At 32.4% G+C, this 19,261-nt stretch carries 18 protein-coding genes; 9 read left to right on the forward strand and 9 right to left on the reverse strand.

Annotation, left to right across the window (positions count from 1 at the left end; translation table 11 throughout):
* The first annotated feature begins 61 nt into the window (after positions 1-61).
* Positions 62-1,114 (forward strand): endonuclease, encoded by a 1,053-nt coding sequence (locus FH779_RS12735; RefSeq protein ID WP_180904973.1) that lies wholly within the window; start codon positions 62-64, stop codon positions 1,112-1,114.
* A gap of 52 nt (positions 1,115-1,166) precedes the next feature.
* On the opposite strand, the gene FH779_RS12740 is transcribed toward FH779_RS12735, so the two are convergent.
* The 7 genes from FH779_RS12740 to ruvB all read right to left on the reverse strand — a co-directional run bounded on the left by FH779_RS12740 (position 1,167) and on the right by ruvB (position 6,446).
* Complete coding sequence (locus FH779_RS12740) at positions 1,167-1,682, reverse strand: hypothetical protein (RefSeq protein ID WP_180904974.1); 516 nt, start codon at positions 1,680-1,682, stop codon at positions 1,167-1,169.
* Positions 1,683-1,711: 29 nt separating this feature from the next.
* Positions 1,712-2,206 (reverse strand): hypothetical protein, encoded by a 495-nt coding sequence (locus FH779_RS12745; protein WP_115001436.1) that lies wholly within the window; start codon positions 2,204-2,206, stop codon positions 1,712-1,714.
* Positions 2,196-2,672: a hypothetical protein gene (locus FH779_RS12750; protein WP_115001438.1), complete on the reverse strand. Its 477-nt coding sequence runs from the start codon at positions 2,670-2,672 to the stop codon at positions 2,196-2,198. Before FH779_RS12750 ends, FH779_RS12745 begins: the two co-directional genes overlap by 11 nt.
* 46 nt (positions 2,673-2,718) lie before the next feature.
* A complete protein-coding gene (locus FH779_RS12755) occupies positions 2,719-3,399 on the reverse strand; it encodes an SH3 domain-containing protein (protein ID WP_180904975.1) in 681 nt (226 codons plus the stop codon).
* Positions 3,400-3,459: 60 nt separating this feature from the next.
* A complete protein-coding gene (gene queG, locus FH779_RS12760) occupies positions 3,460-4,407 on the reverse strand; it encodes a tRNA epoxyqueuosine(34) reductase QueG (RefSeq protein WP_180904976.1) in 948 nt (315 codons plus the stop codon).
* Positions 4,408-5,253, reverse strand: a complete 846-nt coding sequence (locus FH779_RS12765) for a GNAT family N-acetyltransferase (protein ID WP_180904977.1) — start codon at positions 5,251-5,253, stop codon at positions 4,408-4,410.
* Positions 5,254-5,408: 155 nt separating this feature from the next.
* Complete coding sequence (gene ruvB, locus FH779_RS12770) at positions 5,409-6,446, reverse strand: Holliday junction branch migration DNA helicase RuvB (RefSeq protein ID WP_038332085.1); 1,038 nt, start codon at positions 6,444-6,446, stop codon at positions 5,409-5,411.
* A 108-nt stretch (positions 6,447-6,554) separates the two neighbouring features.
* Here ruvB and hemH point away from each other — a divergent pair, with 108 nt between their 5' ends.
* The 5 genes from hemH to hutI all read left to right on the forward strand — a co-directional run bounded on the left by hemH (position 6,555) and on the right by hutI (position 12,860).
* Complete coding sequence (gene hemH, locus FH779_RS12775) at positions 6,555-7,538, forward strand: ferrochelatase (protein ID WP_180904978.1); 984 nt, start codon at positions 6,555-6,557, stop codon at positions 7,536-7,538.
* Positions 7,539-7,620: 82 nt separating this feature from the next.
* The gene (locus FH779_RS12780; protein WP_180904979.1) at positions 7,621-8,721 is read left to right on the forward strand and encodes a DUF3078 domain-containing protein; all 1,101 of its coding nucleotides are present in this window, start codon (positions 7,621-7,623) and stop codon (positions 8,719-8,721) included.
* A gap of 25 nt (positions 8,722-8,746) precedes the next feature.
* Complete coding sequence (locus tag FH779_RS12785; RefSeq protein ID WP_180904980.1) at positions 8,747-9,796, forward strand: DUF3078 domain-containing protein; 1,050 nt, start codon at positions 8,747-8,749, stop codon at positions 9,794-9,796.
* A gap of 350 nt (positions 9,797-10,146) precedes the next feature.
* Positions 10,147-11,493, forward strand: a complete 1,347-nt coding sequence (locus FH779_RS12790; protein WP_180904470.1) for an IS5 family transposase — start codon at positions 10,147-10,149, stop codon at positions 11,491-11,493.
* 137 nt (positions 11,494-11,630) lie between these two features.
* The gene (hutI, locus tag FH779_RS12795) at positions 11,631-12,860 is read left to right on the forward strand and encodes an imidazolonepropionase (protein ID WP_180904981.1); all 1,230 of its coding nucleotides are present in this window, start codon (positions 11,631-11,633) and stop codon (positions 12,858-12,860) included.
* On the opposite strand, the gene FH779_RS12800 is transcribed toward hutI, so the two are convergent.
* Entirely contained in the window at positions 12,850-14,160 is a 1,311-nt protein-coding gene (locus tag FH779_RS12800; protein ID WP_180904982.1) for a DUF4026 domain-containing protein, read from the reverse strand. The genes hutI and FH779_RS12800 overlap by 11 nt on opposite strands.
* Positions 14,161-14,309: 149 nt before the next feature.
* On the opposite strand from FH779_RS12800, the gene FH779_RS12805 reads away from it, so the two are divergent.
* From FH779_RS12805 to FH779_RS12815, 3 genes are all read left to right on the forward strand, one after another.
* Positions 14,310-15,170 (forward strand): YicC/YloC family endoribonuclease, encoded by an 861-nt coding sequence (locus FH779_RS12805; protein WP_244957959.1) that lies wholly within the window; start codon positions 14,310-14,312, stop codon positions 15,168-15,170.
* Positions 15,170-15,736, forward strand: a complete 567-nt coding sequence (gene gmk / locus FH779_RS12810; protein WP_135834340.1) for a guanylate kinase — start codon at positions 15,170-15,172, stop codon at positions 15,734-15,736. Before FH779_RS12805 ends, gmk begins: the two co-directional genes overlap by 1 nt.
* Before the next feature lie 90 nt (positions 15,737-15,826).
* The gene (locus FH779_RS12815) at positions 15,827-16,597 is read left to right on the forward strand and encodes an alpha/beta fold hydrolase (protein WP_180904983.1); all 771 of its coding nucleotides are present in this window, start codon (positions 15,827-15,829) and stop codon (positions 16,595-16,597) included.
* A gap of 27 nt (positions 16,598-16,624) precedes the next feature.
* Here FH779_RS12815 and FH779_RS12820 read toward each other — a convergent pair whose 3' ends face one another.
* Positions 16,625-19,123 (reverse strand): cation-translocating P-type ATPase, encoded by a 2,499-nt coding sequence (locus FH779_RS12820; protein ID WP_180904984.1) that lies wholly within the window; start codon positions 19,121-19,123, stop codon positions 16,625-16,627.
* Between the last annotated feature and the right edge of the window lie 138 nt (positions 19,124-19,261).

Here is a 19,261-nt window from a genome sequence, read left to right on the forward strand (position 1 = left end):
CTAAATATTCCGGTTTAACTACTTATAAATACTTACTTTTGTCAAATATTTATAAATAATTATGCAAAAATTTTTACTTCTTTTATTTCCTTTTGCCGCTTTTGCGCAGCAACCCGACTATTATGAAGGGATTGATTTTAAACAAAATGGAAAAACGATAAAGGAAGAATTACACGATTTAATCAATGCTACGCATCATGCAGTTAGTTATTCGCCTGGAGTTTGGAATATTTTAGATAAATCCGACTTAGATTTAGATTCGAAAGGTCGCGTTTTATTGATCTATGGTTTTACTGATAATTCTACTGTTTATGCTGAACAACGCACGCGCGATGTAAACAACAAAAACAATACTGGTGGAAATGCAAATGGAAAATGGGAACGCGAACATGTTTTTCCAAAATCATTAGCAAATCCTGTTTTAACGACTAATAATCCAGGAACAGGTACAGATGCGCACAATTTACGTGCAGTTGATAGACAATTAAATTCGACTAGAAGTAACAATGCTTATCGTGAAAAATGGGCACAGGATGTGACAGGACAAGCTAAATTGATCAATGGAGGTTTTTATCCTGGTGATGAATGGACGGGAGATGTGGCGCGAATTATTATGTATATGTATGTACATTATGGGTTGGAAACCGATCCGCAATTGGTTGCGTACAACAATACGACAACAACCAATAATGATGGAATGCCAGATATGTTTTTGAAATGGAATGTGCAGGATAAAGTATCTGAATTTGAGAAAGTTCGAAACGAAATTATTGCCGAAACACAAGGAAGTCGAAATCCTTTTATTGATAATCCGTATTTAGCAACATTAATTTGGGGCGGAGATAAAGCCGAAAATACTTGGGCTGAATTATCTGCGAACGATTACAATTATCAACAAACGCTTGTAGAAGTTTTTCCAAATCCAACAACAGATAAGGTAAAAATTAATGCGAAGAATTTTGATTATGTCAATTTATATGATTTTAATGGTCGTTTACTTGGAATTGAATTAGGTTCGGAAGTTAATTTGAAAAATTATCCAGCTGGAATGTATATTTTATCTATTCACCTAAAAGATGGAAAAATCATCACGAAAAAAGTGATTAAGAAATAATTTTAAACAAAAAATTCCAACTCTAAGAGTTGGAATTTTTTGTTTATTCATTTTAACAACCTTCGTTATACATCACGTCAAAAGAAGCTACTTTATCATTTACCAATTTGAATTGTAATATTGAACCTGCATCTTGATCTTCTACATTAAAATAACGAAAAGCCTTTGTTCTTTTATCCGTTTTATCATCATAACCATCATAAATAGAGATATTCAAGTTTTTGTATTTTGATAATAATTCATCTAATGAAGAACCAACTTTAATTCCAGACAATGTTTTAAGGCTCGAATCTGTCGATTTTACGCTATAAACAGTCAAATTATTAGAACCATTTCCATCTCCGTTCGACGTTAAACCAACTTTATACGTTACACCTTTCGAAACAATTGTCAAATCATCTTCTGGATAACCATATTCATTTAATTTCAATTTGAATTTTTGTCCAGTCAATTTTTCTAATTCAGACAATTTCATTCCAAGTTTTACGTCATTGATACGAGTTGTAGAAACTTGCGCTTGCAAAGCTATTCCAGCTATAAATGCAGCTATAAAAAACATTTTTTTCATTTTTATGTATTTAGGTTTTATTCATTATTTTAAAGTGTACATTCTTCTGGATTATAAGAACTCAATCCTATTGTTGTTACAATTTCATTTTTCAAAGAAAAAGTCAATATTACACCATTTTCTCTATCGTCAATTCTAAATTCTCTGTAATTATTATTCGATTTATCCAACAACACATTGTATTTCGACGAATAAGCTTTCCATAAATCCTCCAACGTACTGCCAATACCAATTCCAGATAAGGTTTTAATGTTTTTACTTGTTGTCGAAATAGAACTTAAATAGGTGTCATTTTCTGTTTTGCTCAAATAACCACTTCTTATTTCGATTGTGTAATCAATTCCTTTTAAAGTTATTTTCGTTTCTCCTTCATCAACAATTGCAGCAGGTTTTTTACCTAACAATTTTAATACTTCGGACGGACGCATTCCAATTTTCAACTCATTCATTCGTGTTGTAGAAATCTGACCAAATCCAACTATTGAAAGTAAGAAAAATCCTACTAAAGCTATTTTAGTTTTCATAAATATTGTTATTTAAAAAACCCGATTCATTTGACAAAACCATTTTTACGACTTTATTATTTTTTAAATAAAAATCTAATGTACATCCATTATCAAGATCATTTATTGCAAAAGCTCTGACCGATTTTGTTTCGTCATCTTCAAAAATATCTTGCACCGAAATATCATATTTTTTGTACGCTTTCCATAAATCATCCAACGAACTTCCAATTTTTATTCCTGATAAAGTCGAAAGTTGAGCGCTAACAGACGAAACCATATAGACTTCGAATTGTTTCGTTTTCAAATTTCTATAATACGAAATATGATATTTAATTCCATTCAACTCAATGTCCTGTTCAGGCATTTCAGGATTATTTACATCATAAAGAGCTAATTTATTTGGCGTTAAAGCTGCAACTTGTTTTTGTGTCATTTCGTACGAAATATCTCCAAATTTGGAAGTCGTTACTTTTTGAGCAAACATTATCGAAGTAAATAGCAAAAAGCATCCTAAAATTGAAAAAAAACGACTAAGCATAAGCATTAATTTGAGCAATATGTTTTACAATTTTCCCATTATCCAACACCCAAAGCGCATCATAAACTCCAGCTCCATCGCTATATGTCCCAAACAAATAATATTGATTTAACTCTTTATTGTAAGTAAGTTTTGTAGCGGATAAATTTGCGTTATATAAATTGGTAAAATATTCTTTTGGAATGATAATCTCTTTTCCTTTGAATGATATTTTAAACGATTTGAATTCTGTTTGAGGAATCATTCCGTCCGAACCAAGAAAATCTTTTTCATCAATCGCATAAACAAAATCACCTTCCTTGAAAATTTTATGCTTTTTTGAATTAAATGTTTGCGTTTCGAGCTGAATAATATAATCTGCAACCGAAAATTCTATTTTAGAATCATTTGTCGAAGTTGGTGAAATCGATTCAAAATCTTCTAATTTTTTGATTCGATCATGGTAAACATAACCAGCTTTTTCAGGTTGATATTCGACCAAATACCATTTCGAATTTTCTTCATCAGAATCAATTGGATAGATAGAATTTGAATTGACTTTAGCAACAATTTTAGATGAAGTACTTTTTTCATCTCTCACATTTACAAAACCATCTTTATCTTGGACAATCCCAAATTGAGCTTGCGCAAAATAGCTTAAAAAAGTAGTAAGAATGAATAAACTTTTTTTCATTTTTTGATTCGATTTTCTTGAAGTAAAGCTAACAAAATCTAAACCAAAAATTTTCACGAATTATAGTGATTTTACAAAATCGATATTTCTTTTCAAACCATCATATTTTGTACGTTTGACAGGCGATTTCTTAAAAATTTCTCGAAAAACATCTTCCGTAATTTCTTCCCAATCTTTTTTTGAGAATTGATTAATTTTCTCATGACCAACAAAACGAGTTTCTTTCGTTGGCAACGAAAAACGATTCCATGGACAAACTTCTTGACAAACATCACAACCAAAAATCCAATCATCAAATTTCCCTTTCATTTCGGTCGGAATTTGATCTTTCAATTCAATTGTAAAATATGAAATACATTGACTTCCATTCACTGTTTTATTGGGTAAAATTGCCTCAGTTGGACAAGCATCAATGCAACGCGTACACTTTCCACAATGATCCGTTTCGATTGGAGAATCATAGGCTAAATCCAAATCAATAATTAATTCGGACAAAAAGAAAAACGAACCTTTTTGTTTAGATAATGTCAACGAATTTTTTCCAACCCAACCAATTCCAGTTTTTTTTGCCCAAGCATGTTCCAGAATTGGAGCTGAATCTGTAAAAGCTCGTCCACTCACCTCTCCTATTTCTTCTTGAATAAAATCTAATAATTCGCGCACTTTTTCCTTCACGACAAAGTGATAATCTTCGCCTTGCGCATACATCGCAACCTTATAAGAATCTGGATTTCGATCTAAATTTTGGTAATAGTTATACGCCAACGAAATCACAGATTTTGCTCCTTCTACCAAAATTCGAGGATCCAATCGCATATCGAAATGATTTTCCATATACAGCATTTCGCCATGAAAATCATTCTTCAACCAAGCTTCTAAACGAGGTGCTTCTTCTTCTAAAAAATCAGCTTTGGCTATACCGCAAGAAATAAATCCCAACGCTTCAGCTTTTTCTTTGATGCGATGGGACCATTTTATTTTGATATGTTCTTCTGTTTGAAGGAGCATTTATTTTAATCTAAGTTTAAAATCAAATTGATTCGTTGTATTTTTCAATCCAATATTTTCAAGAAAACTGATTGTTTCTTTCGATTTATCATCTACATTAATTATTGAAATTGATTCATTGAATTGTTTTTGAATTTCAAAAATCAAACTTGTTCCAATTCCTTTTCTTCTATAATTTTTATCTACAGAAATTTGTTGAATTCTTTTGGTTATCGGATTAAAAATAATATAACCAACTAAATCATTTTCAATAAAAGCTCCATATGAAATATTTGTTTTTAAAATTTTATCTAATACAAAACTTGAATTTTGCCACGTAGGCTCAATATCCCAAAAAGATTGATTTTTATTCCAATTATATAAACTTAAAGGTTTGATTAAAATATTATCGTTTTTCAATGATGATTTAATTTCTCCACTAAAACATTTTAATTGTCTTACTTTTTCAAACCCTACTTTTTCATAAGATTTTATTGCTTGTGTATTTTCTACTAAAGCTTCTAATTCAATAAAATCTATTTTATCTTCTTTCAAAATTGAAAGAATAAATTCATACATTTTTATAGTTAAATTCTGACCTCTATATTCTTTTATTACACCTGTACCTCCGTTATAAACTTTTTTTGTTTTATTCGAATCATTATAAAAATGAAGAATTAAACCTATTAATTTATCATCAGAAAAAGCACCAACAGAATAATCTAAACGAATATTTTCATTCTCTAATTTAGCTTCAAATTGTTCCAAAGTTAATTTTACAGGAACAAAATAATCTGAAAAAGACAGATTAAAGACATTTACAATATCTGTATAAGGAATGTTTTTTAATGTACGGATTTCAATCATTTCTAAATAAATATTGTTGAACTCAGTTACTTGTCATTCTGAATGAAACATTAGTGAAATGAAGAATCTTAGATTTCTCCTAACGTCGGAATGACAACGAACTTAGAACTTAGAACTTAGAACTTAGAACTTAGAACTTAGAACTTAGAACAAAATTACAAATCAAACAAATCGGTTTGAGGTGAATTTTCTCCACGATATTTTACGCCAATATGTTTGAAAGCTTTTTCTGTTGCTACACGTCCACGAGCAGTACGCATTAAATAACCTTCTTGAATCAAATATGGTTCGTAAACTTCTTCCAATGTTCCGCCATTTTCTCCTACTGCTGTTGCTAAAGTTGTAATTCCGACTGGTCCACCTTTAAATTTTTCTATGATAGTTGATAAAATTCTGTTATCCATTTCATCTAAACCATTATCATCAACTTTCAAGGCTTTTAGAGAAAATTCAGCAATTGATAAATCAATTTTTCCATTTCCTTTTATTTGAGCAAAATCTCGTGTTCTTCTCAATAATGCATTTGCAATACGGGGAGTTCCACGACTACGACCTGCAATTTCTATCGCTGCTCTTTCGTCAATTGGTGTATCTAAAATACGAGAAGATCGCTCAACAATCGTACTTAATAATTCGACATTATAATATTCGAAACGGAAATTAATTCCAAAACGAGCACGAAGTGGCGCAGTTAATAAACCAGAACGTGTTGTTGCGCCAATTAATGTAAAAGGATTCAGACCAATTTGAACCGAACGCGCATTTGGTCCAGATTCGATCATAATATCAATTTTAAAATCTTCCATTGCCGAATACAAATATTCCTCAATAACAGGAGACATACGATGGATTTCATCAATAAAAAGCACATCATTTTCTTCCAAATTCGTCAACAAACCAGCTAAATCACTTGGTTTATCGAGAACTGGTCCAGAGGTAATTTTGATTCCAACGCCTAATTCATTCGCAATAATATTCGCCAATGTAGTTTTTCCTAAACCTGGAGGTCCATGCAACAAAACGTGATCTAATGCTTCGCCACGAAGTTTAGAAGCTTTTACGAAAACTTCTAGATTCTCGAGAATATGAGCTTGTCCAGCAAAATCATCAAAACTTTGCGGACGAACAGTATTTTCGTGATTTAGATCGTCGTCTGGATAAAATTCTTTATCAGGATTTAATAAATCTGACATAAAATGATGATATAAATTATAATGATGATATTACGAAGGACAAATTAAATTATCCTCCGTACTTTTACACCTACAAAGAACGCAATATTTTTTTAGATAAAAAGAATTATGAGCAAAGGAATATTATTAGTGAATTTAGGTTCGCCCGATTCTACCAATGTTGAAGACGTAAGAACTTATTTACGCGAATTTTTAATGGATAAGAAAGTTTTAGATTCTCCTTGGATTATTCGTAAAACTATTGTTGAATTATTTATTTTACCAAAAAGACCCGAAAAATCTGCTGAAGCTTACCGAAAAATTTGGACAAAAGAAGGTTCTCCTTTGATTGTTTACTCTAAAATTTTGAGAGATATGGTACAAAAACAAATGGATATTCCAGTTGTTTTGGCAATGCGTTACAAAAATCCTTCGATAGAAGCTGGTTTACAAGAGCTTTATGACAAAGGAGTTCGCGACATTTTGGTTGTTCCTTTATACCCTCAATACACGATGTCTTCTACAGAAACTGTTGCAGATAAAGTGCTTGAAATCCAGAAAAAAAGCTACAAAGACACGAAAATTAATTTCTTGAAAGCTTTTTACAATCATCCAGATTATATCAAAGTTTTAGCTGAATCAATCAAAGAAAAATTACCTGAGAATTTTGATAAATTATTGTTTTCTTATCACGGAATTCCAGAACGTCACGATAATAAAGCACTTCGTGCTGCAAAAGTGAGCAAATTACCTATTGAAACTTATCGTAATCAATGTTTTGAAACGACACGTTTGGTAACCGAATATTTGCAATTACCAGAAGATAAATATACCACTTCTTTTCAGTCTCGTTTAGGTCGTGACCCTTGGATTAAACCTTATACAGACCACATGTTAGAAGAATTTCCTGCACAAGGCGTTAAGAATTTAGCGGTTTGCACCCCTGCCTTTGTTTCGGATTGTTTGGAGACTTTGGAAGAAATTTCGATGGAAGGTCGAGAAGAATTCTTAAAAGCTGGTGGTGAACAATTTACATATATCCCTTGTTTGAATGATCGTCAAGAATGGGTGGATACATTGGTAAAATGGTTAAAAGGTTGGCAAAATAATTAAGAAAGGTTTTTAGCCTTACAAAATAAATTAGATATCTTTGTTTGGAATTTTTCAATTTTAAACAAAGATATTTTTTTTTAAAATGAGACTAATTTTCTCAATTATATTTTTAGTCCTATCACTTTTTAGTTCGGCTCAATTTTTAGATACTAGTGGAAATCTAATTATTGATGGTCGAAAATATCTGAAATCCAAAGTGGATACTACAGGACGAAAATCGGGTTGGGAAATTTATGGTGCAAATACTTTAACCGTTAATCAAAATACCTTTTCCAATTGGATGGCAGGAGGTGAAAATTCGGTTTCACTAAATGCTAAAGCTGATTACGAATTTAATTTCCGAAAAAAGAAACACTTTTGGGACAATCGTTTTATTTTTGAATATGGTTTTTTAGACAATAAAACCAATGGAACGCGTAAGACTGCTGACAATCTAAATATCACAACTTCTTATGGATATTTGATAAAAGAAAAGTGGTATCTAACCTCATCACTTAATATTCGTTCACAGTTTTCTGCTGGTTACAATTACGGAACAACTCCAAAAACAAAACTATCAAATTTGTTTGCGCCTGCATATGTAACAATTGGAATCGGTGCGAATTATACACCAAATTCTAATTTTTCTGTCAGTTTTCAACCTTTAACATCAAGAACAACAATTGTTGCAGACAAAGATTTGCAAAAGAAAGGAACCTATGGTTTGCGAAATGATGGCGACACGTTTCTTTTCGAAGTTGGTGCATATTTAGGTGGACGTTATAAGCTAAAACTTTTTGATAATGTCACTTACGATAATAATATTGGAATTTTCTCTAATTATTCGAACAAATTTTATAACCTCGATATTGTATATGCTGGATTATTAGACATGAAAATTAATAATTTTATGTCTACTCAATTAACCATTAATTTGATTTACGATGAAGATCAAGTTGCGCAAACACAGTTTAAACAAGCTCTTGGGATTGGCTTAACGTATAAAATAGACAGTACTAAGAAAAAAGATAAGAAGAAACGTCGAAAGAAGGAAATTCTCCCATATTTCGATACATCTGGCATTTCTCCAGTCAAATTACCTAGAATAAAACTGGAGAAGCAAAACTATGATCAAGTTTTTGATAAAAATACAATTGACGAAAAATCAACGTATATTAAATCAGAATCCATATTTTTGGAATAAACCTTTATAAATCAACTAAATATATATGAAAAAAAATTTATTTGCATTAGCAATTGTAGGAAGTGCTACAAGTTTTGCTCAATCTGTTAAAGATGGTAAAGTGTCTACTGATAGCAAACGTTATTTAAAAGATCAAAAATTTGATGGACGTCAACTTGGCTGGTTCAGATCAGGAAATAATTCACTTTTATTTTCTCAAAATGCGTACAGCAATTGGATTGCAGGAGGAATTAATTCTTTTGCGCTTAATGGATCATTAGACTATGAATTCAATTTTACTCGTGATAAACATATTTGGGATAATAGAGTTGTAATGGCATATGGTATACAAGCCAATAAAGATGATACTCGCAAAACTAATGATATGTTAGAATTTTATTCTTCTTATGGTTACAAAATTAAAAATAATTGGTTTTTAGCATCTGCAATGATTTTTCGTACTCAATTCTCTGCTGGTTACAACTATGTTCCAGATCCGAGAGTTAAAATATCAAATATTTTAGCTCCTGGATATTTGAGTTTAGGATTGGGTGTTGATTACAAACCAAACGAAAATTTCCAAATTAATATTCATCCATTCACGCCTAGAATGACTTTTGTAATGGATAAAGACCTACAGAAAAAAGGAAACTTTGGTCTTAAAAACGATGGAGATAACACATTACTTGAATTTGGTGCTTATTTAGGTGCTCGATACAAAATCCAAATTATGGATGGAATCACATACGATAACCGTTTAGGAATTTATGCAGATTATTTAAACAAATTTGGGAATATGGATTTAGCCTATGATGGTATTCTAGATTTAAAAGTTAACAAATTTATCTCTGCTCAGGTTACAATAAACTTATTGTATGACGAAGATCAAATAAAAAAAACGCAAGCAAAACAAACACTTGGAATCGGATTTAATTACAAATTTGATAACACGCCACCAAAAGTAGAAGAAGCGCCAGCAACTGCATTTATGCAAGAAGCTCCAATTTTCGAAGAAAAAGAAGAAACTATAGAAGTGGCAACTTACATTCTGAAAAGAGAACCAATTCTTAATGAAACAAAATTAGTATCTCAATAATATTTTCAACCTGCTTATAATAAGCAGGTTTTTTATTTTTCTTATTTTTACAGCTCAATAGAAGAATAAAATGACAAAAAATATTTTCGGCGCACTATTACCACAAATTTTAATGATTGTTTGGGCAGCTTTCGAGCTTTACCTTGGGTTCAACAACGAACAAAATAACCGCATCATTCTTAGCGCAATCGTGATATTAATCTTCGTTATTTTTACAATTATTACATTAGTCAAAGTAATTAGTCTCTCCTTAAACTACTTATAATTTACTGATTATTAGTATTTTGGGTTTAAAAAGTTTGTTTTTTATTGCAAGAATTTGTATCTTAGAGCTTTAAAACCTTGCAAATATGTTGGGGAAAAATCCAGAAAAGAAGCCAGAATTATTCCGCCCAATGTTGGTGGATTTTATTGACCACGAGCATGAACTTGTTCTACTTTCAGAAAAAATAGATTGGAATTATTTTGAGAAAGAATTTTCGTCCTTGTATTCCAAAGTGGGCAATCCGAGCCATCCGATTCGGTTTATGGTGGGTTGTTTGCTACTGAAACATTTGTATAATTTGGGCGATGAGACGTTGGAAAAAGCCTGGATCATGAATCCTTATATGCAGCATTTTTGTGGCAGGGTTTTCTTTGAACACGAATTTCCTTGTGACCCGAGTAATTTTGTTCATTTCCGAAAAAGAATTGGCGAAAAAGGCATCGAAAAAATCTTTGCCTACAGCGTAAGAATGCACGATGCCAAGACGAACACCTCAAATTTTGTTTTGTCCGATACTACCGTTCAGGAGAATAATACCTCTTTTCCTACCGATGCAAAATTGTGCAAAAAAGTGATCGATTATTGCAACAAAATAGCCGGAAATGAAGGCATAAAACAAAGACAACGCTACACAAAAGTCAGCAAACAAATGGTGCGCAACACCTACAACGGAAAACATCCCAAGCGGGCAAAAGCGGCAAGGAAATCTCAAAGACAGCTCAAAACCATCGCCATGAGACTGATTCGTGAATTGCAACGGAATTTTAATGCAGAACAGCAAGAATTTTATAAAGATTTAATGACATTGTACACCAAGGTTGTCACACAAAAAAGAAACGATGCCGATAAAATTTACAGCATTCACAAGCCTTTTACCCGATGTATTGCCAAAGGAAAAGCGCATAGCCAGTATGAATTTGGGAATAAGGTAGGTTTGATAACCACCGCCAACAAAGGCAAGAAAATCATTCTCGGGATTAAAGCATTTTTGCAAACTCCTTACGATGGTCACACCATAGAACCACTTTTGGAACAGATGGAAACCGGTGGTCAAAAGCTCCCAAAAGAACTCGTTTACGATAGAGGTGGCAGAGGAAAATCAGAAATAAAGGGCGTGAAAATCTCCATCCCAAGCACTCCAAGAAAAAAAGACACTGCTTATCAAAAGCAGACAAAGCGCAAAAAATTTAGAACCAGAGCGGCAATAGAACCTATCATCGGACATTTAAAAACCGATTTTAGGCTGGCAAAAAATTACTTCATGGGAGAAACGGGACCACAAATCAATGCATTACTAGCTGCAACCGCTTGGAACATGAAGAAAATGATGGAACTACTGAAACAGAAAATTATTATCTTATTTTATAAGATACAAATTATGCTGTTTTCTAATCCTGTTTTTAAAAATAAATTAAATAGTGGGTTTTGTTAAGGAACGACTAATTAAATACCCAAACGACCCAACTTATTTGAAGAAAAAGTAAAAACTTCGAAATTCGGTAATCGAGTTTCGAAATTCGAACACAATCTCCCTTAAATTTCGTAAACTTGTGTTATAAAACAACAAAAATGAAATTAATCGGTCCTTTCAGACAAATTATAACACTTGCCAATCTACCTTTAAAAGGAGCACTTCACGAAAACCAAATCGAAGTTCTCGAAGATGGAGGAATTATTATTGATGATGAAACAATTGTAGAAATTGGAAATTTCGAAACACTTTCTCAACAACATCCAACCATCGAAATTGAACAAATTAAAACGGAACAAATTCTTCTTCCTGGACTTGTTGATTCGCATACGCACGTTTGTTTTGGAGGAAATCGCGCCAAAGATTTTGCTATGCGTTTGGACGGAAAAACTTATTTAGAAATTGCCGAAAGTGGTGGTGGAATTTGGTCTACTGTAACAGAAACACGTAAGAAAACAGTTGACGAACTGAAAGATATTACGCTAAAACATATTGCGCAATTAGCCAAACAAGGAATCACAACTGCTGAGGTTAAATCGGGTTATGCACTTTCTGTTGAAGGCGAAATTAAAATGTTGGAAGCGATAAATATGGCGAATCAAGAAAGTGAAATTGATTTAATTCCAACTTTTTTAGGTGCGCATATGAAACCAAAAGATTTTGAAGGTTCGAACAAAGAATATTTAGAACTTTTGGTGAAAGAAGTCTTTCCAAAATTGAAAGCTGATAATTTAGCAAATCGTGTGGATATTTTTGTGGAACAATCTGCTTTTTCTGTTGAAGAAGGCGATTATTTCTTGAATGAAGCAAAAAATCAAGGATTTGAAATTACCATTCACGCCGATCAATTTACAGCTGGAGGAAGTTATTTAGCAACAAAATATAACGCATTGAGTGCAGATCATTTAGAATTTTCAGGAGAAGAAGAAGTGAAAAATCTTGCCAATTCTGATGTTGTGGCAACAGTTTTACCTGGTGCTTCTATCGGTTTGGGAATGCAATATGCACCTGCTCGAAAATTGTTAGATGCTGGTTGTTGCGTTTCGATTGCTTCAGATTGGAATCCTGGTTCGGCTCCGATGGGAAATCTTTTGACACAAGCTTCTATTTTGGCTACTTTCGAGAAATTATCAATGGCAGAAGTTTTAGCAGCAATTACTTTTCGTGCAGCAAAAGCATTGAATTTAGCTGATCGTGGCACAATAGAAAAAGGTAAAAAAGCCGATTTTATAAGCTTCTCTACCTTCGATTATCGTAATATTATCTATTATCAAGGGCAATTACAACCAACGTATGTTTGGAAAAATGGCGCGTTGATTAATCAATAGTGTAAATATTATCAGGAGTGATGGTGTTTGTCGGCGTGTAAATTAACCAATCGGTAATCATTTCTTGCGGATAAAGACCTTCATCTCCTTCATTCAAACCTTCTACAGCATAAGGACGATTCAAGCAAACACCAAAAATTTCGTTGTTTTCATTGATTCCGTACACATCAAACCAAATATGTTCCTTATTCATTTCATGATCAACATCAAATCCTAATTTGATTAAAAATCGATAATAATTTTCTTCATCTGCTTCTGGATTAAAATACGTGTTAAATGCTTTTTTATAAGATTCAAAACGTTGATAAGCCAAGGCTGACATTCGTTCCGTTTCCTGATCGCTGATAAAGAAAATCGGATTATCTGCAATTGTTGCCGCATAAACTTCTGGCGTTAATGTATGTCCTTCTTGAACCCCTAACAAAACGCCACAAGGTTCGTAATTTTCGTTTTCTGGCTGACGCTCATTGTAACCTCCCGGAATTGTTGCAGGATAATCTTTCACCACATCTTCCCAACGTTTCCAACAAAATGTAATATCCAAACCATCATAACCAATATTAAATTCTTCATTTTCTGGCGAACGAAAATCTGGTTTAATAAACGCATTTACAATCATATCCAAAGCCGAATTCATCTGCTCTACTCCATCTTTGATGTTCAACATTTCCAATTCCACAGAACCGCAACGATGCAAACCATGCGTATGCATCCAATACACGCGATCGCCATCTTCGTCCTCATCATAAACGCCATGAATCACATATAAATACGAAGGCGCAGGCGGAATTTCTGACTCTGCTGTCACTTTCGCCCATTTACCAGAAAGCAAACGATAAGGCATAAAATCGACAACAATAGACGGATTCTCGACAATGGCTTGCATAATTTTTAGTTGCAAATGAAAACTATCCAACGCGTCATTTCCGAAATACATCACAGATTCCAAATAAAAATCTTGTTGCGTTGCAATTTCCATTTCTTCATCCGAAATCATATTTCCAAAACCAAATTCAGAATAATCGTTACTTCTCGCATCCACAACATACAAATTCACATCAAATTCTTCCTCCAAATAAGACACTACAAGTTGATATTCTTGCTTCACCGCTCCATTTTCGTCTTTATCAATTTCGATAAGATCAAAATTAATTAATTGAAAATAATTAGTTAATTTCAAACTTTTCTCGATTGATTCTCTCGAGAATACAAAATCTTTCGACGAAGGAAAAATTCCCATTGTAGAAGGTAAACTCAATCCATCTTCTGCAATTCCTTTGTACAATTCTTGATTTGTCATAGTTATTTTTAGTTTGTTTTTTGTTAAAGATAAATGTTTTAAGTTCATCAAAATTTTAGCAAAATGTTAAACTTTAAAATGATTAAAGATGATAATTCAGTTCGCATTACGTTAATTTATTGTAATTTTGTTCGCATAATTTTACAATTATGATAGCATCTATGACAGGTTACGGTAAAGCCGTATTGGAATTACCTGAGAAAAAAGTAACGATAGAAATCCGTTCTTTAAACAGTAAAACACTGGATTTAAACACGAGAATTCCTTCTTTTTATCGTGAAAAAGAATTAGAAATCAGAAACCTTATTTCAGAAAAAGTTCAACGTGGAAAAGTTGATTTTTCGATGTTGGTAGAGTTAAATCCTGCTGCAAGAAATCAAAATATAAATGCTGAATTAATCAAAAGTTATATGGCAGAATTCAAATCAATCACGCCAAATGTGACTGATGGTGAATTGTTACCTGTAGTAATGCGCCTTCCAGACGTTATTTCGTACACGCAAGACGATTTGGGTGAAGACGAATGGAATCAAATTCGTGCAACAATTATTAACGCTATTGACGCTTTAAATCAATTTAGATTAGACGAAGGAAAAGTTTTAGAGAAATATTTGACTTTAAACTTGAATAATATTTTGGAGCTTTTAACACAAGTTGTGCCTTTTGAAAAAGAACGAATTGAGACAATCAAAGAACGTTTCAATAAACGTTTAGAAGAAGTAAAAGTTGATATTGATCAAAATCGTTTTGAGCAAGAATTAATTTTCTATTTGGAAAAATTGGACATTACTGAAGAAAAAGTTCGTCTAAAAAACCATTGCGAATATTTCTTGAAAGAATTAGCTGGAACTGAATCAAATGGTAAAAAACTAGGGTTTATTTCGCAAGAAATTGGTCGTGAAATTAATACATTAGGTTCAAAGTCAAATCATTCTGAAATGCAAAAAATTGTCGTTCAAATGAAAGATGAATTAGAAAAAATTAAAGAACAATCGTTAAACATTTTATAATGAAAAAAGGAAAATTAATCGTCTTTTCAGCTCCATCAGGCGCAGGAAAAACAACTTTAGTTCGTTACGCTTTAGAACAATTGGAAAATATCAAATTTTCTATTTCTTGTACAACTAGAGATAAACGCGAAGGTGAGGCTCACGGAGAAGACTATTATTTCTTAACACCAGAAGAATTTAAGGCAAAAATTGCAAACGACGAATTCGTAGAACACGAAGAAGTTTACCGCGATAATTTTTACGGAACTTTAAAATCGGAAGTTGATCGCATTACATCAGAAGGAAATTCTGTTATTTTTGACATTGATGTTATTGGTGCATTGAATATCAAAAAGTTGTACGGAGATCAATGTTTAACAGTGTTTGTAAATCCTCCATCTTTAGAAATTTTGAAAGAACGTTTGATTTCTCGCAACACAGAAAGCGAAGACAAATTGAAACAACGTTTGGACAAAGCGGGAATTGAAATGGAAAAAGCAAAAGACTTTGATATCATTTTATTGAATGACGATTTGGAAACTGCAAAAGCGAAAACCTTAGAAATTATTACAGATTTCATCAAATAATAATTCTAAAACCAAAATAAACAAATGCCTCGAATAAATAAAATCGAGGCATTTTTGTTATCTTTAGCTTTCGAAAAAATCACAACAAAAATGGAGAGCCAAAACAGTTTAGAAATCAACAACGCCAATATTCATTATTATCACCACGAAATAAATCCAGAAAGACCAACTCTTATTTTCTTACACGATTCTTTAGGTTCTACGCAACTTTGGAGAGATTTCCCGAAAGAAGTTGCCGAAAAAACGAATTGTAATTTATTTATCTACGATAGAAAAGGTTATGGAAAATCGTCGCCTTTTACAATTAATCATCGCGAATTAACCTATATGCATGATGAAGCAGATTTTCTAAATGATTTGGTTCAACATTTCAACTTCAAAGACATTATTTTATTTGGACATAGCGATGGTGGCTCGATAACGTTGCTTTACGCTTCAAAATATCATCAAAATTTAAAAGGAATCATTGTCGTTGGTTCGCACATTATTGTGGAAGAAATTTCATTGCAAGGAATCAGAGATGCTAAAATTGCATATGCAGAAACTAATTTGAAAGAACGTTTGACAAAATATCATGGCGATAAAACGCAGAAAGTTTTTGAGATGTGGACAGAAACTTGGTTACGCCCAGATTTTATTGATTTTGATATTCGAGAAGAATTAAAAAATATCGAATGTCCAACTTTGGTTATTCAAGGAATTGATGATGAATATGGTTCGATTGAGCAAGTAAATAAAATTATCAACAATGTAAAAGGAAGAAAAGAAAGTTATCTTGTTCCTGATGCAAAACATACACCTTACAAAGAAAATAAAACGCCAACTTTGGCTAAAACAGTTGAGTTTATTGATTCGTTATAACGAATCAATAAACCTAAATATCACTATTTATTCAATTTTTCTTCTACGTTTTATACATTTATACACTTCGAACCAAAGTACAGAAAGCATTGCTACAAGCATCGCGATTCCTAATTCATTTAGATTTAATGAAGTTACTTTAAAAAACAATGAAATTGGCTGTATATACAATATGGCAAAAAGTATTACTAATGTCAAAACTGTGACATAGACCATTAAATTATTTTTGTTTCGGAAACTTGACCACAAACTATAATAAAATGAGCGATTAGTTAAACTCAACCAAACATTCGAGAAAATTAACGTTGTAAAAACCATTGCACGTGTTTTCTCTTCATTTCCTCCAAGTTGATAAGTATATTGATATACAAACAACAATCCTAATGTAATTATAATTCCTTGAATAATACTTGTTGAAAGCTCTTTCCAATTCAAGAAAGTTTCGGTCATCGGACGAGGTTTTCTTTTCATCGAATCTTTTTCCAATGGTTCATTTTCATACACAATAGAACATGTTGGTCCCATTACCAATTCTAAGAAAATAACGTGAACTGGCGTAAAAATTTGTGGAAAAGCCCAACCTAAAAATAATGGCAACGAAACAATTAAAATAATCGGAATATGAATAGAAATAATATATTGAACAGCTTTTTTGAGATTCGTATAAATACGTCTTCCAGCAGCGATTCCGACTACTAATTTACCTAAATCATCATTCGTCAAAATCAATTGAGCAGCTTGTTTCGCTATTTCTGTTCCCTTTTCACCCATCGCCACTCCAATATGAGCCGCTTTCAAGGCTGGTCCATCATTAACCCCATCACCCAACATTGCCACTACTTCTCCATCTTCTTTCAACGCTTTTACAACAGCCAATTTCGCTTCAGGAAACATACGAGCAAACAACACTTTATCATGAGCCGTTTGTAACAGATCTTTCTCCGAAAGTTGAGCAATTTCACTTCCTGTAATACTATTTTCTGCATGTAAAATTCCAGCCTGTTCTGCAATACTTTTTGTTGTTTCAGCATTATCACCCGTAATCACTTTTACTTTTATTCCCGCATCATAAATCTGTTGAAACACAGTATTAATTCCTTTTTTTGGAGGATCATAAAAAACGACGAATCCTAAAAATTCGAAGGGTAAATCTTGTTGATGTTTTGGAAAATTATCCTCTTCAAAATTAGATTTCGCAACACCTAAAAGTCGAAAACCTTTTAATCCAAAATCATCAATTACTTTTTTTAATTGATTTATTACTTCTTCAGATAAGTTTGAAACATTCAGAATTGCTTCTGGAGCACCTTTTGCCGCAATTATTCGTTGATTATCTTTATTTTTAAAACAATGTGTCATCATGGGAGGCTTCCCAGATAAAGGATATTCGAAAAACATTTGATATTGATTACGTTCATCAAGCTGCGTTTGTTCGTAAACTCGGTGCAACGTTTTTTCCATAGGATCGAACGGAACAGGTTCACTACTCCACATCGCATATTGTATAATCTCATAAATTTCGACATTTTTGAATTGATTTTCATCAAAAACAGAAGACGTTTTTGCATCATAAATAGCTTTCAATTTCATCGAATTTTCTGTAATTGTTCCTGTTTTATCACTACAAATAACAGTTGTACTTCCTAAAGTTTCGACAACGCTACTCTTTTTTACAATAATTCCTTCGCGTAATAATTTCCATGAACCCAATGCCATAAATGTGGTAAATGCAACTGGAATTTCTTCAGGTAAAATAGACATTGCCAAAGTCAAACCGTTTAATAAACTGCTTACAATGTCTCTTGTTTGAAAATAATTGAATCCGCAAACCATTACAAAAACAATGATTCCAATGATTGCCATTCCTTTCACAAATTTTTCTATCTGCAATTGCAAAGGCGACTTCTCTTCTTTTATAGATAAAATTGAGGTTCCTATTTTCCCTAATTTTGTTTCTGCTCCAATAGCCGTCACTTCAAAAATAGCCAATCCAGAAACCGTCAAGGTTCCACTGTAAATTTCTGGATGATCTGTATCTTTAAAAACCGACATACTTTCGCCTGTTAAAGCAGATTCGTTCACCGAAAAATCATTACTATGAACAATATTCCCATCCGCATTGATCATTTTTCCTTCTTCCGTCACACACAAATCACCAATTGTAATTTCGTGTGTTGGAATCTCAACTAATCGTCCATTACGGATAACAGAACTCAAAGGTTCGTTCAACTTTTCCAACTCTTGCAGAGCTTTTTGATTACGAGAATCTTGGTAAAAAGAAATTCCTGTCACCGCAACAATCGCCACAAACATAAATGCAGCTTCGCCCAAATCACCAACCAACACATAAATAATTGATACAGCAATCAAAATTAACGTCATTGGTTCTTTTAGAATATCAAACAATAAGCTGTACCAAGCAGAATTTTGATCACTTTTTATCGCATTATTTCCGTATTGTTCTTGAGCTTTTTTAACTTCAGAATCAGATAACCCTTTTAAATTTTCAGGAATTTTTATAGACATTATTTCAATCGATTAGTGTTTAATAAAGTTACAGCTAAATCCAATTAAAAAATAGTTTAATCACTGATTATGTCCTATTTAGATTTGATTTCAATTAAAACAAAAAAATCATTTCGAATGAAATGATTTTTACTCTAT

Origin of the sequence: Empedobacter falsenii (assembly GCF_013488205.1) — a bacterium.
In the GTDB taxonomy this organism is placed as follows: domain Bacteria; phylum Bacteroidota; class Bacteroidia; order Flavobacteriales; family Weeksellaceae; genus Empedobacter; species Empedobacter falsenii_C.

Coding starts and splice junctions, on each gene's coding strand:
- FH779_RS12735 (WP_180904973.1), top strand. CDS start 62: ATGCAAAAATTTTTACTTCTTTTATTTCCTTTTGCCGCTTTTGCGCAG.
- FH779_RS12740 (WP_180904974.1), bottom strand. CDS start 1,682: ATGAAAAAAATGTTTTTTATAGCTGCATTTATAGCTGGAATAGCTTTG.
- FH779_RS12745 (WP_115001436.1), bottom strand. CDS start 2,206: ATGAAAACTAAAATAGCTTTAGTAGGATTTTTCTTACTTTCAATAGTT.
- FH779_RS12750 (WP_115001438.1), bottom strand. CDS start 2,672: ATGTTTGCTCAAAAAGTAACGACTTCCAAATTTGGAGATATTTCGTAC.
- FH779_RS12755 (WP_180904975.1), bottom strand. CDS start 3,399: ATGAAAAAAAGTTTATTCATTCTTACTACTTTTTTAAGCTATTTTGCG.
- queG (WP_180904976.1), bottom strand. CDS start 4,407: ATGCTCCTTCAAACAGAAGAACATATCAAAATAAAATGGTCCCATCGC.
- FH779_RS12765 (WP_180904977.1), bottom strand. CDS start 5,253: ATGATTGAAATCCGTACATTAAAAAACATTCCTTATACAGATATTGTA.
- ruvB (WP_038332085.1), bottom strand. CDS start 6,446: ATGTCAGATTTATTAAATCCTGATAAAGAATTTTATCCAGACGACGAT.
- hemH (WP_180904978.1), top strand. CDS start 6,555: ATGAGCAAAGGAATATTATTAGTGAATTTAGGTTCGCCCGATTCTACC.
- FH779_RS12780 (WP_180904979.1), top strand. CDS start 7,621: ATGAGACTAATTTTCTCAATTATATTTTTAGTCCTATCACTTTTTAGT.
- FH779_RS12785 (WP_180904980.1), top strand. CDS start 8,747: ATGAAAAAAAATTTATTTGCATTAGCAATTGTAGGAAGTGCTACAAGT.
- FH779_RS12790 (WP_180904470.1), top strand. CDS start 10,147: ATGTTGGGGAAAAATCCAGAAAAGAAGCCAGAATTATTCCGCCCAATG.
- hutI (WP_180904981.1), top strand. CDS start 11,631: ATGAAATTAATCGGTCCTTTCAGACAAATTATAACACTTGCCAATCTA.
- FH779_RS12800 (WP_180904982.1), bottom strand. CDS start 14,160: ATGACAAATCAAGAATTGTACAAAGGAATTGCAGAAGATGGATTGAGT.
- FH779_RS12805 (WP_244957959.1), top strand. CDS start 14,310: ATGATAGCATCTATGACAGGTTACGGTAAAGCCGTATTGGAATTACCT.
- gmk (WP_135834340.1), top strand. CDS start 15,170: ATGAAAAAAGGAAAATTAATCGTCTTTTCAGCTCCATCAGGCGCAGGA.
- FH779_RS12815 (WP_180904983.1), top strand. CDS start 15,827: ATGGAGAGCCAAAACAGTTTAGAAATCAACAACGCCAATATTCATTAT.
- FH779_RS12820 (WP_180904984.1), bottom strand. CDS start 19,123: ATGTCTATAAAAATTCCTGAAAATTTAAAAGGGTTATCTGATTCTGAA.